The sequence below is a fragment of the Photobacterium sp. DNB22_13_2 genome (assembly GCF_052873915.1).
This window is the reverse complement of the sequence record NZ_JBNNXU010000004.1, coordinates 197745-214763: the sequence shown is the minus strand read 5'-3', so window position 1 is coordinate 214763 and position 17019 is coordinate 197745. Positions and strand designations below refer to the sequence as shown.

The 17019-nt window shown below is 45.9% G+C and carries 9 protein-coding genes; 5 read left to right on the top strand and 4 right to left on the bottom strand.

What is annotated here, in order from left to right:
• Nucleotide 1: 1 nt before the first annotated feature.
• The gene (malT, locus tag ACVA58_RS08485; RefSeq protein WP_446509996.1) at nt 2–2710 is read right to left on the bottom strand and encodes an HTH-type transcriptional regulator MalT; all 2709 of its coding nucleotides are present in this window, start codon (nt 2708–2710) and stop codon (nt 2–4) included.
• Nucleotides 2711–3190: 480 nt separating this feature from the next.
• On the opposite strand from malT, the gene ACVA58_RS08480 reads away from it, so the two are divergent.
• The 4 genes from ACVA58_RS08480 to ACVA58_RS08465 all read left to right on the top strand — a co-directional run bounded on the left by ACVA58_RS08480 (nt 3191) and on the right by ACVA58_RS08465 (nt 11924).
• The gene (locus tag ACVA58_RS08480; protein WP_446509995.1) at nt 3191–5650 is read left to right on the top strand and encodes a glycogen/starch/alpha-glucan phosphorylase; all 2460 of its coding nucleotides are present in this window, start codon (nt 3191–3193) and stop codon (nt 5648–5650) included.
• An 84-nt stretch (nt 5651–5734) separates the two neighbouring features.
• Entirely contained in the window at nt 5735–7918 is a 2184-nt protein-coding gene (gene malQ / locus ACVA58_RS08475; protein WP_446509994.1) for a 4-alpha-glucanotransferase, read from the top strand.
• 16 nt (nt 7919–7934) lie between these two features.
• Nucleotides 7935–10115, top strand: coding sequence for a 1,4-alpha-glucan branching protein GlgB (glgB, locus tag ACVA58_RS08470; protein ID WP_446509993.1), 2181 nt, complete (start codon nt 7935–7937; stop codon nt 10113–10115).
• Between the two features lie 231 nt (nt 10116–10346).
• Nucleotides 10347–11924, top strand: a complete 1578-nt coding sequence (locus ACVA58_RS08465) for a methyl-accepting chemotaxis protein (RefSeq protein WP_446509992.1) — start codon at nt 10347–10349, stop codon at nt 11922–11924.
• A 71-nt stretch (nt 11925–11995) separates the two neighbouring features.
• Here ACVA58_RS08465 and ACVA58_RS08460 read toward each other — a convergent pair whose 3' ends face one another.
• Both ACVA58_RS08460 and ACVA58_RS08455 read right to left on the bottom strand, forming a co-directional pair.
• Nucleotides 11996–12655: an START domain-containing protein gene (locus tag ACVA58_RS08460; protein WP_446509991.1), complete on the bottom strand. Its 660-nt coding sequence runs from the start codon at nt 12653–12655 to the stop codon at nt 11996–11998.
• A complete protein-coding gene (locus ACVA58_RS08455) occupies nt 12655–13815 on the bottom strand; it encodes a glycosyltransferase (RefSeq protein ID WP_446509990.1) in 1161 nt (386 codons plus the stop codon). Before ACVA58_RS08455 ends, ACVA58_RS08460 begins: the two co-directional genes overlap by 1 nt.
• Nucleotides 13816–14232: 417 nt before the next feature.
• On the opposite strand from ACVA58_RS08455, the gene ACVA58_RS08450 reads away from it, so the two are divergent.
• Nucleotides 14233–15132 (top strand): hypothetical protein, encoded by a 900-nt coding sequence (locus ACVA58_RS08450; RefSeq protein WP_446509989.1) that lies wholly within the window; start codon nt 14233–14235, stop codon nt 15130–15132.
• A gap of 87 nt (nt 15133–15219) precedes the next feature.
• On the opposite strand, the gene ACVA58_RS08445 is transcribed toward ACVA58_RS08450, so the two are convergent.
• Entirely contained in the window at nt 15220–16869 is a 1650-nt protein-coding gene (locus ACVA58_RS08445) for a P-loop domain-containing protein (protein WP_446509988.1), read from the bottom strand.
• Nucleotides 16870–17019 lie beyond the last annotated feature (150 nt).

The window sequence follows — 17019 nt, the reverse complement described above, 5'->3', positions numbered from 1 at the left end:
GCTAGAAGCCCATCAATTTGAGTAAATTTTCTGCTGTTTCAATAGCTTGTTGGCGGTTGGCAATATTGAGCTTTTGGTACAGGTTCCGTATATGTGTTTTGATTGTGGTAGATGCCACATCAAGCTCAGAAGCAATTTGCTCATTGCTGTAGCCCGTATAGATCAACCCCAGTACTTGCCATTCACGTTGGGTCAGCGGACTGGTTCGTATAAGCTCTGGAACATCAGGTAAGTTGAGCAGTTTCTCAACGAAGTTTTCGTCAAAGTGCACAGAGCGGTTACGCTCTTTGCTCGTCATCTCCCGAAGCAGTTGACGGGCACGGTGTAGTTCTAGCTCATTAAGTGCTTTGGTATCAACCAACTCTTGGATCAGATCGCAGATCTCGCTTCCATCACAAAGGAAAATGCCGACCATGCCAGTACTGTTCGTTAATTCAAGAGCTTGCTTTATTTGAGCTAGCGCTAATTCCCTATGTTCTTGACGTTTACTTAGTACTGCTTGTACCACAAGGTTACGGTTTTTGTCTGTGATCAGGTTATGTTTATTGCAGCTGTCATCCAACATGTTGAAGATGATTTCAGCACGGTCAAATTCGCCGATATTGACACAAGCACGGCCAATATTACGCCATTGCAATTGCTGGAAGTGGTTACATGCTGCTTCCGGCTGTTCTGCATGAACTAGCCATTGGCGGATGCTGTCCAAGTCACCAGTATTTTGCCAAAACAGTAAATTGGCTAAGTCAGTGTTAGCACGCCAGTCAATATGATAGACAGAGCGGCTCATTAGGCTGTTGCAGAGATCAAGGTAGCGGCTTGCTTTGTCCTGCTCACCACGGGTAATCGCAATACGAGCAAGCATGGAATATGCGTGCAATGACTTGGTTTCGTCATACGGTGCAAGCACTTCAAGGCTTTTCAGTGCGGATTCTTCTGCTTCATCAAGGCGATTCCAGCACCAGAGGATCTGTGCGCGAAGTCGAAGTAGGAACTCATGTAATGGAACTTGTTGCAAGTGTTGCTCTTTAACTAGCTTGAATGCCTGTTCTAGCAACTCATAAGAGTTCTGGACATAACCTTGAGCCAGTAGGATTTCTGCCTGTTGAAGTAGAGCCCACAGCGCTTGGTGATAGACATGGTACTGACGTGCCATCTTTTCTGTTTGTTGCATCATTGGTAACGCACGGCTTAGATTACCCAAGCAGTGGTGTACTTCACCGACGACCGATGTTGCAACGATTCGGCTACGATAGGTTGTTGAAGGTAGCTGACCAAGCGCTTGCTCTGAAAGGATCAGGGCATCATCTGGTTTGCTTTGGTTGATCGCAACCTGAGCGCGCAGGGCATTGAATTCACCTTGCAGGGCATCATCAAGTTCAATGTCACGCTTAGCGAACTCTTTTTCCGTCTCCACAATCATATCGCCCACATCATTGTATAGATGCTGGCTTTGCAGCAACCACATATGAAGTAGGTTTAGACGAGGTTGAGCGTAGAGTTCTTCGGTGTCGATATTGCCCAAGGCGTCTTGAAGTAGCTTCATTTCACCGTGGTGGAACATCTCCCAGCCAAAATCGCACAGGATATGGATAACAAGCGCAGAATCTTCACATTTTTGAGCGTGAAGTAGCGCTTGTTGTGGTGAGTTTTGTTTCAACCAAGCCTTGGCTGCCAACGCATGCAACTCAGCCCTCTGCTGAGGGATTTGGGAATAGCGCTGATGGCGGAGGAACTCAGCAAACAGGTTATGGAAGCGATACCAGTTGTTATCACCCTCAAGAGTGTTGAGGAATAAGCCAAACCGGTTGAGTGACTCAAGAACAGCCAAGGCATCACTACGTCCAGTCAGGTCGGTCACAAGTTGCGCATTGAACATGTCAAGTACGGAACATTGCAACAGGAATTGCTGGGTTTCACCATCAAGCAGATCGAACACTTCTTCCGCAAGATAATCCCACAGGTGGCCACGGTTAAAGCTCGCCATCGATTCGGCAGATTCAACCAGATTGTGAGGCTTTTGCTGGGCGTGTAGTGCGATTAGCTGTAGTGCAGAAGGCCAGCCTTCCACTTGTTGGTGCAGTGATCTTAAAACATTCGCTTCGATGTTTTCGCCGATACGCTTGTCGAAAAAGCGGGTTGTTTCTTCTTCATCGAAGGCGAGCAGATCGTTATCAACCTCAATCAGCAGGTCACGAATGCGCAGGTTTGCTGTGCCGAGTGGCGGCAAAGTACGGCTCGTAACCACTAACGTAAGATTGTCTGGCATGTGCTTGAGGAAGAATCGTAAGCCGTCATGAATATCATCGTTGTTGATAAGGTGATAGTCGTCTAGAACGATATAAGTCTGTTCATGGTAGTCAGCCAGTTCGCCAAACAGCTCGCTGAATAGAGTAGATAGACATGCAAACTGACGGCGCTCAGCCATCGCTTGAGTTTTCAAACAAGCGTTGTTGGTCGCTTTGTTGATGTTTTGGAGTAAGTAATTTGCAAAACGGAAGGTATCGTTGTCATTTTCGTCGATATTAAACCAACCGGTATGCGGGTGCTCATTCAACCATTGGGCTGCCATGGTAGTTTTGCCATAGCCCGCTGGTGATCGAAACAGCACAAGACGGTAAAACGGGGCCTGCTCTAGCGTTTCCAGCAAACGGGGACGCAGAATCGCATTATGAAGGCGTGCCGGACGAGTTAATTTAGATGGTATCCACATAGTCTTGCTATCTTATTGTAAGGTTTCAGTTCCATTGTCGCTCAGGAGCGTAGCTCTGAATGAATTATGTTATCTGAGCATTTATGCCATGTAATCCTGCTAATCATTTCAAAAAATTGCAGTAAGGCATTTGATCTAGTCGATAACTTTGACAGCGCATTAAGTTGAATTCAGCAAAAGTTGTCAACTCATCCCTATATTTATGACACAGTTCACATATCTCTGATTTTTCATCAACTTGTATCTATTCAATTGCACATGAAACGTTAGTCTGTATTTGTGACTTTAAATGCATATGGACGGGCGTTTAAGTCTTTCTACACCCCAGAATTTTGCATCCTGTCACAGAAAGTGGGGGAGATTCATAACTACGCCCCTCCCACTCATCCCTACTCCTCCCCGATTCGGGAGGATGTTAGCGCTGATAAATACAGGCAACATTGTCAGCAGTTGGAAATAATCCTAGAGCGAGATTGAACCATGCCTAAGAATGGTCAGACACAACAATTTAATAAAGCAGCTTTCCAAGCGGCAGTAGAAAAACACCTAACAACAACTTACGCATCAACAGATGAAACAGCGACGGCTCGCAGTTGGTATTTGGCAATGGGTAAAGCACTTGCTGAAATCAGCACTGGCAACCTATTGGCCACTGAAAAGAATCTTTCTGAGCAGAAAGCTCGCAGTGTGAACTATCTTTCACTGGAATTTCTGATCGGACGCCTAACAGGCAACAACTTAATCAGCATGGGCCTGTACGAAAACGTTGCTGAAGCAATGGAAGAGATGGGCCAGAACTTAACCGACCTATTGGAAGAAGAGCGTGACCCAGCATTAGGTAACGGTGGTCTAGGTCGTCTAGCTGCATGTTTCATGGATTCACTAGCAGCACAAGAATACCCAGCAGTAGGTTACGGCCTGCACTACGAATACGGTCTATTCCGCCAGTCATTCGTTGATGGCCGTCAGGTAGAGGCACCGGATGCATGGCGTGGTATTGAGGGCTACCCGTGGGAAGTTCTTCGTCCTGAGCTAAGCCAAGAAGTAAGTCTATACGGTCACGTTGAGGGCTACACCGATGAAAATGGTGTTGAGTGCCGTCGTTGGGTTCCGGCTATGTCTGTTGAAGGTGTGGCTTGGGATCTACCAATCGTTGGTTACGACAACAAGAGTGTTTACCCACTACGTCTTTGGGAATGTCGTTCGAACGCACCATTTAGCCTAGCGCGCTTCAATGATGGTGACTACGTAGGTGCACAGTATTCTGCGCTAGAAGCAGGTAACGTGACTAAAGTTCTATACCCGAACGACAACCACGATCAGGGTAAAGCACTTCGTCTGATGCAGCAGTACTTCCATTGTGCATGTTCGGTTGCTGATATCCTTCGTCGCCATGAAGCGGCAGGTAACTCTATTGAGTCGTTGTCTGAGCTTGAAACTATTCAGCTGAATGACACCCACCCAACTATCGCTATTCCAGAACTAATGCGCATCCTTCTCGATGAGTACAAGCTAGGCTGGGAAAAAGCGTGGGAAATTTCGTCAAAGACATTTGCTTACACCAACCACACATTGCTTCCAGAAGCACTGGAAACATGGAGTGAAGCGCTGATCCAGCAAATGCTGCCTCGCCATATGGAAATCATTTTTGAAATCAACCACCGCTTCATGAAGCAGGTTGAGCAAACTTGGCCGGCTAACAATGAAGTGAACCGTAAGCTGTCAATCATTCAGGAAGGCCCACAGCGTATGGTTCGCATGGCTAACCTGTGTGTAGTAAGTACCTATGCAGTAAACGGTGTAGCCGCTCTTCACTCTGAGCTAGTGAAACGTGATCTGTTCCCTGAGTTCAATGAGATCTTCCCTGGCCGTTTGACCAACGTGACTAACGGTGTAACACCGCGTCGTTGGATCAAATACTGTAACCCAGGTCTTTCTGCGCTGATCAGCGAGAAAGTGGGTAATGACTGGCCGGCAAACCTAGAGAAAATCGCTGGTCTAGAGAAATTCGCTGACGACGCAGCCTTCCAGAAGCGCTACATGGCCGTGAAGAAAGAGAACAAGCAGCGTTTGGCTGATTGGGTTGAAGAAAACATGGGTATCGAGCTAGACACTGATGCCATCTTTGATATCCAAATCAAGCGTCTGCATGAGTACAAGCGTCAGCATTTGAACTTGTTGAACATTCTGGCGTTGTATCACCGCTTGTTGAACGATCCAACGTTCGACATGCATCCACGTGTGTTCTTCTTCGGCGCGAAAGCGGCTCCGGGCTACGCACTGGCTAAAGACATTATCTTTGCCATCAATAAAGTGGCTGAGAAAGTGAACAACGACCCACGTCTTGGCGGCAAGCTGAAAGTGGTATTCATTCCTGATTACCGCGTAAGCCTAGCTGAAATCTTGTTCCCAGCGGCTGATGTTTCTGAGCAAATCTCAACAGCAGGTAAAGAAGCATCAGGTACGGGTAACATGAAGTTCGCGATGAACGGTGCATTGACTATCGGTACGATGGACGGTGCTAACGTAGAAATGCGTGAAGAAGTGGGCGACGAAAATATCTTCATCTTCGGCCTATTGGTTGATGAAGTACAAAAACTAAAACAAGAGGGTTACGACCCTTACCGTTATTACCATGCTGATAGCCTTCTACGCGCAGCAATGGATTTGTTAGAAACTGATGAATTCACACCAGGTAACCCAGGCCAGCTAGCGGCGATTCGCCATAACTTGCTGGAAGGTGGTGACCCATACCTGGTACTGGCTGACTTTGCCGATTACGTGAAGACGCAAGAGAAAATCGATGCGGAATACCGTGACCAGAAGACATGGGCTCGTAAGGCCATTCTGAACACGGCACTAATGAGCAAGTTCAGCTCAGACCGTAGTATTCGAGACTACGCTAACAACATCTGGAAACTAGAGCCAGTTTCACTGTAACTGCTTTAGGCTGTAACAAGTACGAATTGGTATCAGCACAACTTTAACATCGTAGCGGCCGCAAGGCCGCTAACGGAGAGAACGATGAAAGACGATCAAGTATTAAAACAAGTTGCTGACATGGTAGGTATTGCCGATAACTATGTCAGTGCTTGGGGGGATGAAGCGCAAGTTGACAGTGATACAATCCGTCGACTGTTGGCAGCGCTAGGTTACGACACCAAAAGCGATGAAGCTTTACTCGAATCAGCAAACAAGAGACTACGCCCAGATGTGCTAGCACCGGTTAAGGTGGTACGCAGCGGTGAGCCAATGCATATTGAAATGCACTTGGGTCAAAGCGCACGTATCAGCGACTTTAGCTGGCGCTTGGAAACTGAACAGGGTGAAGTACTAGAAGGTTGGTTGCAGTCTCAGCTTGTGTCAGACGAGCGTGCAGAAGGTGGCACCTTAGTGTTTGCTCTGCCTGACGATTTGGTATGGGGTTACCATAAGCTAGAGGTATTCCGTAAGCGTCGTAAATCTCCATTTGAAATGACTTTGATCGTTGCTCCGGAGTCTTGTTACAAGCAGGACGACCTAAATAGTAACAAGAAACTTTGGGGTACCAGCGTTCAGCTGTACTCAATTCGTACTAATCACAACTGGGGAATTGGTGACTTTGGCGACCTGAAACAATTGGTTGCAGACGTGGCTTCCCGCGGTGGTGATTTTGTGGGTTTGAACCCAATTCACTCCTTATTCCCAGCTAACCCTGAAGGTGCGAGCCCATACAGCCCATCTTCACGTCGTTGGCTGAACCTGATGTATATTGATGTAAGCTCTGTCACCGAGTTTGCACAGTGCGATGAAGCACAGCAGCTTGTTGGCAGCCCCGAGTTCCAACTGCGTCTAAATGAAGCACGCAATACCAACTGGGTAAACTACAGCGAAGTGTCATGCTTAAAAATGGCGGTTCTGCCTCTGTTGTTTAAGACTTTCAGCGAGCGTCATCTAGACAATAACACAGCACGTGCCAAGCAGTTTTTACAGTTTGTTGAAGAGGGGGGTGAGAGCCTACTTCATCAAGCGGCGTTTGATGCATTGCATGCTGAGCTGAAAAAAGAAGACGACAATACGTGGGGCTGGCCTGTTTTCCCTGAACAGTACCGTCATTTTGATAATCCTGCTGTTCAGACATTTATCAAGAAAAACTACTCACAGGTACAACTGTTCATGTACCTACAGTGGCTCGCTGATACGCAATTGGCTGAAGTCAACGAACTGGCTGAAGAAAAAGGCATGGTCATGGGGCTTTACCGCGACCTCGCAGTAGGTGTGTGTGATTCCGGATCTGAAACGTGGGCGGATCACGGTGCACTTTGTCAGGATGTAAGTGTGGGCGCGCCGCCAGATATTCTTGGTCCTCTAGGCCAGAACTGGGGTTTGCCACCGCTGAACCCAGAAGTGCTTAAAGAACGCGCTTATGAACCGTTCATCCAGCTATTGCGTTCAAATATGCGTAGCTGTGGTGCTCTTCGTATCGACCACGTACTTGGCTTGTTACGCCTTTGGTGGATCCCGAAGGGTGAGTCTGCTCAAGACGGCGCTTATATGTACTACCCAGTTGAAGACATGATGTCCATTCTGGCGCTAGAAAGTCACCGTTACCAGTGTACTGTTATCGGTGAAGACCTAGGGACCGTGCCGGATGAAATCGTAGAGAAACTAGCTACTGCGGGTATCCACTCGTATAAAGTGTTCTTCTTCGAAACAGCAGAGGATGGTGGTTTCTACTCACCAAAACATTATGCCGATCAGTCAATGTCAGCACTGTGTACCCACGATATGCCGACACTTCGCGGCTTCTGGCACTGTGATGATTTGAAAATGGGTGAAGAGCTTGGCTTGTACCCGAATCAGGAACAACTGGCAGGTTTGTTTGATAGTCGTGCTGAAAGCAAACAAAAAATCCTTGATAGTTTGGCTTGGCATGGTTATCTTCCTGAAGGGGTTGGGCATAACGCTGCATATGTGCCGATGGATCAGCAATTAAGCGAAGCCATGCAACTCCATCTAGCTGCCGGCTCTAGCGCTTTGCTTAGTCTACAGCTAGAAGATTGGTTAGAAATGGACAAGCCGGTCAATATTCCAGGTACTGTTGATGAGTATCCTAACTGGCGTCGTAAACTTTCGACGACTTTAGATGATATTTTCACTCGCCAGAATATTGTTGAACTGACACGTCGTCTAACTGAAACACGAGCAGAAGCATCGAAAAATAAGTAATATCAGGAGTAATGCGTTGGACACATCTACAGTGACCCGCAGTGATAAGGAATATTTGCAGCTCGAGAGAGCTGCATTTTCAGACCCATTTTCATTTTTAGGTCCTCAATACCAGTCGACTGACATTGCACTTCGTGTGTACGTGCCAGGCGCTGAATCTGTTGAAGCAATAACTGAAAACGGTGAACGTTTTACCCTCGCACGCGAAGCTGATAGCGGTTTTGTGCTTGAGGGTGATTTCGATTTTACCACTGCACTATATCAACTTGTCGTTAAATGGCCGCAAGGCGAACAAACGATTTACGACCCTTACCAATTCCATAATTTAATTCAGTCAGGTGAAGCTCTGGCAGACCCATCACTGATGCACAGTGAAATGGGTGCCCAGCTAGTCACGCTGAATCGAGGCAATTCATCTGTCTCTGGTGTACGTTTTCTTGTCTTTGCACCGAATGCCTCAGCCGTAAGTGTCGTTGGCCACTTCAATGCGTGGGATGGGCGTCGCCATCCAATGCAGCGTCTGGATGATGGTTTATGGGGGCTGTTTATTCCTGAATTAGAGGAAGGCACCCTTTATAAGTTTGAGTTGAAAGACAGTGCGGGTGAGGGGCTACCTCACAAAGCGGATCCATGGGGTTACCAATCAGAGCAATACCCATCTTTCGCGTCCAAAGTTTACGATCAAGCAAACTACGATTGGCAAGATGGCGCATGGCAGAGCCGTCCGGTAACGGCCAAGCATCAGCAAGCACTTTCATTCTATGAATTGCATGCGGGCTCATGGCGTAAAAACGATCAAGGCGAATTCCTTAACTATCGTGAACTAGCTGCTGAACTGATCCCTTACCTGAGTGATATGGGTTATACCCATATAGAATTGATGCCCGTTTCCGAGCATCCGTTCTATGGTTCATGGGGCTATCAGCCAATTGGTTTGTTTGCACCAACGAGCCGCTTTGGTTCACCAGATGATTTTAAATACTTCGTTGATCAGTGCCACCAGGCTAACATCGGCGTGGTATTGGATTGGGTTCCTGCCCATTTCCCATCGGATGATCACGGTTTGGCTAACTTCGATGGCACCGCATTGTTTAACGATCCGGATCCTCGTCGCGGTTGGCACCAAGACTGGAAGAGCTACATATACGACTATGGCCGTGACCACGTTCGTCGCTTCCTAGTCTCAAATGCTTTGTTCTGGTTCGAGCATTACCATATTGATGGTTTGCGGGTAGATGCCGTTGCATCAATGCTGTATCTGGATTATTCCCGAGAGCATGATCAGTGGATCCCTAACCACGAAGGCGGCAATGTTAACTTCGATGCGGTGAGTTTGCTGCGTTGGGTTAACGAGGAAGTGTACCGTCATTACCCGAATGCCATGACCATAGCGGAAGAGTCGACGGCCTATCCTGGCGTAACGAAGCCAACGGACATGGGTGGTTTGGGCTTTGGCTTTAAGTGGAACATGGGATGGATGCACGATAGCCTTTCCTACATGCAGGAAGAACCTGTACACCGTAGCTACCATCACAATACCATTACTTTCCCAATGGTGTATGCATTCAGTGAAAACTACGTATTGTCTTTATCCCATGATGAAGTCGTTTACGGTAAAGGCTCACTGCTTGATAAGATGCCGGGCGACGAGTGGCAGAAAACAGCTAACCTGCGTGCGTTCATGGGTTACATGTATGGCCAGCCGGGTAAGAAACTGAACTTCATGGGCGCAGAAATTGCCCAGAGTGCAGAGTGGTGTCATGATGGCCAGCTAGAGTGGCATTGGCTACAGTATCCGCGTCATAGTGGCATGCAGTCAGTGGTCAAAGATTTGAACGCACTGTATACCTCTGAGCCGGCGATGCACGAGCAAGACTGCGATCCCGCAGGTTTTGAGTGGCGTGTTCAGGATGATGCTGGAAATAGTATTTTGGCTCATGAGCGGATTGCGCTTAATGGCGACAAAGTACTTGTTGTCAGCAACTTCACCCCGGTACCTCGAGAAGGATATCTGCTGGGTGTACCTGCTGCTGGTGAATATGAGTTACTGCTTAACACCGATGATGGGAAATACTGGGGCAGTAATGCACCAGTGAAAACATCTATCGCGACGCAGCAAGTCGCTAGCCACGGTCTTGAGCAATCAATTGCTATTGATTTACCTCCTCTGGCAACAGTGTTCTATCGCTTCAAGTAATAGATAAGCTATTTAGATTAAAAACCCGCAATTTTGCGGGTTTTTTTGTTTGTTACATTACCACCAAACACTACTTTTTTTGCAATCAAATCCGTGGATAATTTTCAGTTAGTTAATATAAATCAAACTGATAGTTTTGAATGAATGTCACAATATGGGTTATAGGAAGCGATAAACTGCTTAGTTGGGCGTTTTCCGTTAATACCGGTATAAAAATAACAAGTGACAATAATGACAGCGAAAAATATGCATTTTAAGAGTATGTCGGTCCAAGGAAAGGAGATCGAATATTCAGCCTCGTTGAACTTGATTTCAACGACAGATCCCAGCAGCACCATTACCTATGCAAATAATACATTTTGTGATGTTGCTGGCTATAGCAGTCAAGAACTGATCGATAACCCCCATAACATTGTTCGACATCCAGATATGCCTAAAGCAGCGTTTGCACAGCTTTGGCAGTATGTGAAAGCAGGCAAGAGCTGGATGGGGCTAGTAAAGAATCAGTGCAAGGATGGTAATTACTATTGGGTGTCTGCATTTGTAACGCCCATCGTGAATAAGGAAGGGCAGGTCGTTGAGTATCAATCGGTACGCAGTAAGCCTAATAGGGAAGAAGTAAAACGTGCGGAAGCCAAGTATAATGCACTTAGGGAAGGTAAGCGCAGTGGTAACCGTTTTCGCCTGAATTTGGGAGTCGTATTGAATGCGATATTTGTTTTTGCCAGCCTATTAGCGATTTATGAAGCAATAGCCTATTCCTCAGTGATTACGATGGCCGTAAGTGTCATGTTACTTTTGGGGCTATTTATAAGTGTATATGCGCAAAAGCGATTAGCTACCGTGACGGCGCTTGCTAATGAGGCTTACGACAATACACTCATGGAACCGATATATACCGGAAAATTTGATGATTATTCTGGTATTGAATTGGCACTAAGAATGCGGGAGGCTGAAGTGCGTGCCATTGTTGCACGGGCCAGTGAAACCTCTGCTGATATTCTTCTGTCGGCAGAAGATGAGTTCGCTAATACTCAGCAAATAAAAACCCATTTGCAGCAGCAGACCCTTTCGACAGAACAGGTGGGGGTGGCAATCGATCAAATGGCATCAACCGTTAAAGAAGTTGCTGAGAATGCAACAAATGCCTCTGAAATGACGGTAAAGGCACAACAGGTTGCTAATAGTGGACAGGTGAGGGTTGAGGAAACGATCACATCGGTCAATACATTGCATAAAGAGCTCGATGATTCAAAACGAGTGATCAATGCTTTGTCTGAGAGTAGCCGTCAGATTGAAGGTATTCTTGATGTCATTGGCACCATCGCCGACCAGACGAACTTGTTGGCATTGAATGCTGCAATTGAAGCTGCCCGCGCTGGTGAGGCGGGAAGAGGTTTTGCTGTGGTAGCCGATGAAGTACGCTCGTTGGCGCAGAAAACACAGTCTTCCACTGGAGAAATTCACCAAATGATCACCCAGCTGCAAGACATTGCTGGCCAGGCAGTGGCTGCGGTGGATCGTGGTGGTGAGCAGTCTGAGCATTGCCGACAACAGGCGCTAGCAATGGGTGAGCAGTTAAAGGAAATCAATCAGGTTCTGGATACAATCACTGATAGCAGTCATCAAATTGCGGCAGCGGTAGAGCAACAAGCGGGTGTCAGTGTTGATATTGCAGAGCATATTCAAAAGATCAACCAATTAGGAAGTGAGACAGAAAAAACCAGTGATATCTCGGTTGAAAGTACTCGTATGCTAGTCGAGCGTTTGGAAGGCTTGGAAAGATTGATGAATCAGTTCCAAAGATAGAAATCGATTTATTCTTAGTCAGTTCCCCTTCGTGAGAAGGGGACTGATTCTGGAAAATGCCAAAATACTACTTATTTAAAATCAACAATATGTGGGTAATGTTGATTGTGGTATTTCTCAAGTTTCACCATGTCTTTTAGTCCAAGTAGCGTATTGTAAGGCTGCGAGACGGATACCATGTTGATCAACCATGCTGGTAGTTTGCCTCCGGGATCTGTAAGGACTTGATAGTGAATATGCGTAACGGAATCGCTTACTGGGGTAAAAACCCAACGACTGGTTAAGCTTTTGACCCTTACCACGCCATTTTTAAGTGGCAAATACTCTGGTATACCCCGTTGTTCTAAAGTGACGACTAGAGACTCTGGATTTTGAGTCGTTTTATTGAGTACCACAGCATCACGATCAGAAACAGGCCACGGAGCTTTACTCAGTGTTACGGTGATTGTCTCTGATTCATTGATCACCTTTTCGGTATGCATTTCATCCACATTCTCAACCCAGTCAATACCTGATACAGTGTCATTAAATACTGCAATGATGGTACTGAGGCTGGCGTTGACTGTTGTTTGTGCCATGAACTCTTTGAAGTCGCTACCTTCGATTGCCCGGTTATACACTTGTATATCCTTACGGTCCCGAACGTTTTTCCATGGTTCCTGAGCGAAAGCATGACTTGATATCCCTTGAAAACACATGAGGGTAATCAATGACATTAATATCTTTTTCATTATTCTACCACTCGCCCCTTCCAAGAGATCGACTTCTGCTTTGCGAGGCGGTATGAGTTGATCACAAGTAAGCCCTGTAAGGAAATACCAAATGGAACAAAAATGGCATAAATGACTGGTACGAATAACTGAGCTACAAGTACGGCATAAGTAATAAGTAATACCACTTGCATGAGTAAATTAACCCCTAGCGCGATTAAGGCTATTTGAGTCGGGTCGTTACTGTAAGTTAGCCACGACAGTATAAGCAATACTGGCGTCGACCACGCAATGAAGAGGGATTTACTGAGTAAATAAATAGCACTTGAGAAGTTATTTACTTCTACTATTCTATTCATGTTCTTAGAGAAGCCATGCCAAATCTCTTCGGCATTGGTGTACATTCGTGTACTCATCAGATCATCTGCAAACGCCCAGAAAATTTTAAACCCACGAACTTTCATTGCTTTTGCAAAAGCAAGATCTTCTGAAATTTCAGAGGCGACGACTGTGTGTCCCTCTACGGCTTTATAGGCACTGGCTTTAAACAGCATTGCCTGACCATTGGCAATCGCTTCTTCTTGGTCGGGATCATTCGACTCATGGAATTTCATAAATGAGGCGATAGATAAAAATAAACCCGGTAAGAGGGTTTTCTCGGATGCCGATACCATTAGCTGGCGAGGGTTAAACGAGAGCAAATCTATCTCTTTGCAGAGCGTAAAATCCATGATGCTTTTCAGCATCTTTTTATCAGACTGAGTATCGGCATCAATAAAGAAGATATAGTCGCCATTCGCTTGTAGAGCCCCTGCCATGCAGGCGTTGCTCTTACCGATCCAGCCTTTAGGTAGTGGGCGACCATTGACGCATCGTGCATTAAAATGGCTGTTTGACATTAGCTGTTCAGCCACATGGCGAGTTGCATCTTCAGAGAAGTCATCGACAACAATTACCTCAAGCTTGTCTGCTGGGTAGTCTTGCTCAAGGATGCTGCCAAGTGATACTTTGAGGTTATGCTCTTCATTACGTGCAGGGATCACTACGGTTACGCTCGGCCAATCATCGCGCGAGTACTGCCCTCGCTTTATGTGTACCCGGTGTTGGGCCAAAACTCCCAACTTGATTAAAAAAACAACAACCCCGATTAGCGAGAGGATAGTTAAAGCGAGTAACACCATAAATGAAACCTGTTTGTGCAATGTTATTATGACCAACGGTTAATAATATATGTTAATGCTGAACTTCAATTGACTGGTGTTTGATTAATTTAAAATAAAATGCCGATTTATTTATGCATTGGGTGATTCAAGTATTACAGTTAATTTCACTAATATGGCATATATTACTGAAATTGAAAATATTACTGCTCGAAAGTAATCTGTACATGTTTAATTGTGCGTGTGAACGGTTTTATTATCCAAGCAAAAAGCTGAAAGGAGGATAGCTCTTCATATCAACTAGGTTAATGCGACAGTGGATAAAATACACCTAATTGATTCGTGTTCAATTAAGTGCCGGTTAAGCATTGTAATGTCATCATGTCGCGCGAAGAAGTAACCATGGAAGGTGTTTTAATTGTTAACTGAGATATGATTTTGAAAACACAAGCTTTACTGCTACTTAGCCTATTTGTTGCACCACTGACTTATGGTCAGGATTCCTTTTTCCCTATATGGGGAGATGAAGCAGAAAAGCGAGGTTATACAATCCCTAAGCCTTATGGCCTCTCATTATCTTATATGGATATGAGTAACCCTATTACAGTAAACAGCATTAATTTGACAGGACACCCTGTGCTGGATGCGCTTGATGTAGATGCCAATCATGCAGATTTTAAGGGTTCGAACATTACGCTACGTGGAGATGTGTGGCTGTTCCCATTTCTGAACGTCTACGGCATTCTCGGTTATACCCAAGGCACCAGCAAAGCGAAAATAAACTCGGTGAGCTGTGATCATGCATCGGTTCCGGGCATTGGAAATAAAGCGTTATGTCGTTTACTCGACGCTGCTGGTGGAGATTTGCCTGACAATGCTATGTTTGAACTGGATATGGATGGTGGAACCTATGGCGTGGGTACTACGATAGCTGGTGGCGTCGGAAGTTGGTTTGCCTTGGTTGACATGAATTACACATATACAAGTATTTCAGCGATTGATGGCAATATTAAAACCTTTGTCGCTGCACCTCGTGTTGGACACCGTTGGGAGTACGATGGCGGTCGAGAACTACGAGTTTTTGTTGGCGCAATGTACCAAGATGTACAGCAGTACTTATCGGGTGACCTGAAAAGTCTAGGATTACCGTCTGGATTAGACCAAATTATCGATCAACTTGCCCCTGACGGTAAATTTGAAGTGAGTCAAAGCTCGGATGATAAGTGGAATGGAGTTGCTGGTTTCAATTATGCCTTTAACCGTGATTGGGAGGTGTTAATGGAAGCAGGCTTCGGCCCTCGAGAGACATTATTCTTTGCGGTAAGCCGCCGCTTTTAAGTGCTTGATTAATTAACTCATGTATTTAATACAAAAAAAAACGATGAGGTTAACCTCATCGTTTTTTTATATACGGCCTTCTTAATATTACTTAAATTCAGCTTTACGCATACGGTTTAGGACAGCCATTACCTCGATAACACGAGGCTTGGCGATGTCGCCATAGTTTGGCATGCTACGGAACCATTCATCACTGGCTAGCATCTGAGCAAAGGCTTTACTTGGAGAGCTCTCCCAACCTTTACCCTGGGCTATTTGGAACCACAGCCAACCAATGGCATGCAGCTGGCTTGAATCAGCTACTTGTTCTAGTGCTTGAAGATCAACTAACTCACGGCCGAAACGCATCGATGTTTTATCTTTGACCTGAATTCGGAATTTACCGTCTTCTAGCTGTGCTTTTAGTCCCGCACGGTTTAGTTTTCGCGTGCGCGGATGGGTGATTTCAGTGCTACCTTCAAGCTGACGGCGAGTCGGGTGGGAGGTAACCACTTCTTTCGCTTTTTCTGTTACATCAACCGCCTGGTAGTTGTGCATTTGGATTACAGTGTCTGCAACATCCAAATAGTCACCAGAGCCGCCCATAACAAGCAATACTGATATACCCAACTGGTCACGCAGAAGTGAAATACGGTCAACCAGCGGTGTGATAGGCTCATCATTTTTAGCAATCAAGGCTTGCATGCGCTCATCACGGATCATGAAGTTAGACGCTGAGGTGTCTTCATCAATCAATAATGCGTTAGACCCTGACTCAATCGATTCTTGTAACCATGACGCTTGTGATGTTGAACCAGATGCATTCTGGGTCGAGAACATGCTGGTGTCTTTACCCATAGGTAGATTGCTGATGTATGGCGTTAGATCAACGTTATGCACACAGCGACCATCTTCAGCGCGGATTTTAGAGGCCGATTCTTCAGTGACGATATATTCACGACCGTCACCCGGAATGTGATCGTAGACAGAGTTTTCGATCGCGTTCAATAGCGTTGATTTACCGTGGAAACCACCACCGACAATCATGGTAATGCCCTTAGGAACACCCATACCGCGAATTTTACCGCGATGTGGTGCTTCAAGTTCAACCGCTAGGTTTTCTGGGGAAACAAACGGAATGGCCTCGGCCATCGGCAAATCACTGTTACCAGCCAAACGAGGAAGTACACTCTCATCGGCAACGAATGCCATTAGACCTTTGTCTGTAAGTTGCTTACGAAGAGCAACTTGATCTTCAACAATCTCACAATGACGTTTGAGCTCATCCATTGGCAGTTCACGTGCAATAGTGGCACGGCGAATAATTTTCGGCATGGTGAACGTCAACAGGTTCGTTGTCTTCTTGGCAATGATCGTGCGGCCGTCTGAAGGAAGATTTACGCGGAAACGCAGCTCAAGCGCATCTTCATCAAATACAACAGCAGTACGGTCGAGAACAACTTGTCCCGGACGGTCGATTTGAATCTCGTTTATCTGCTGAGCTAACTCGGCAAAGTGACGGGCAATGAAATCACGTGCAGCACGTTGGTAGTCAGGAGATTGTTCTTTTAACCACTCAAGGTCAGTCAGTGACCATTTGCGGCGTGCACGTACGCGAGAGGCTGGCGCAAATGGGTCCGATTGAATGATATCAATGAAGAAATCGAAGTCAACGAAATGGTATTCACCGCGTAAGCTGGAGTAGCTGCGGTAGTTATGACGGTCAATTTTATGTAATTTTGCTTCGAGTAATTGCATGTCGCCTCGATAACTTCGTTAGAATTTCAGGGGGCAGGATTCTACACTAAACGCCTTGAATAAGCATACAATCTTTACAGTTACCGGCTTTTTTTCTTAAATATATCTTCCTGTGAAGATTCGATCCTCTACCTTGGTCTAATTGAGCTA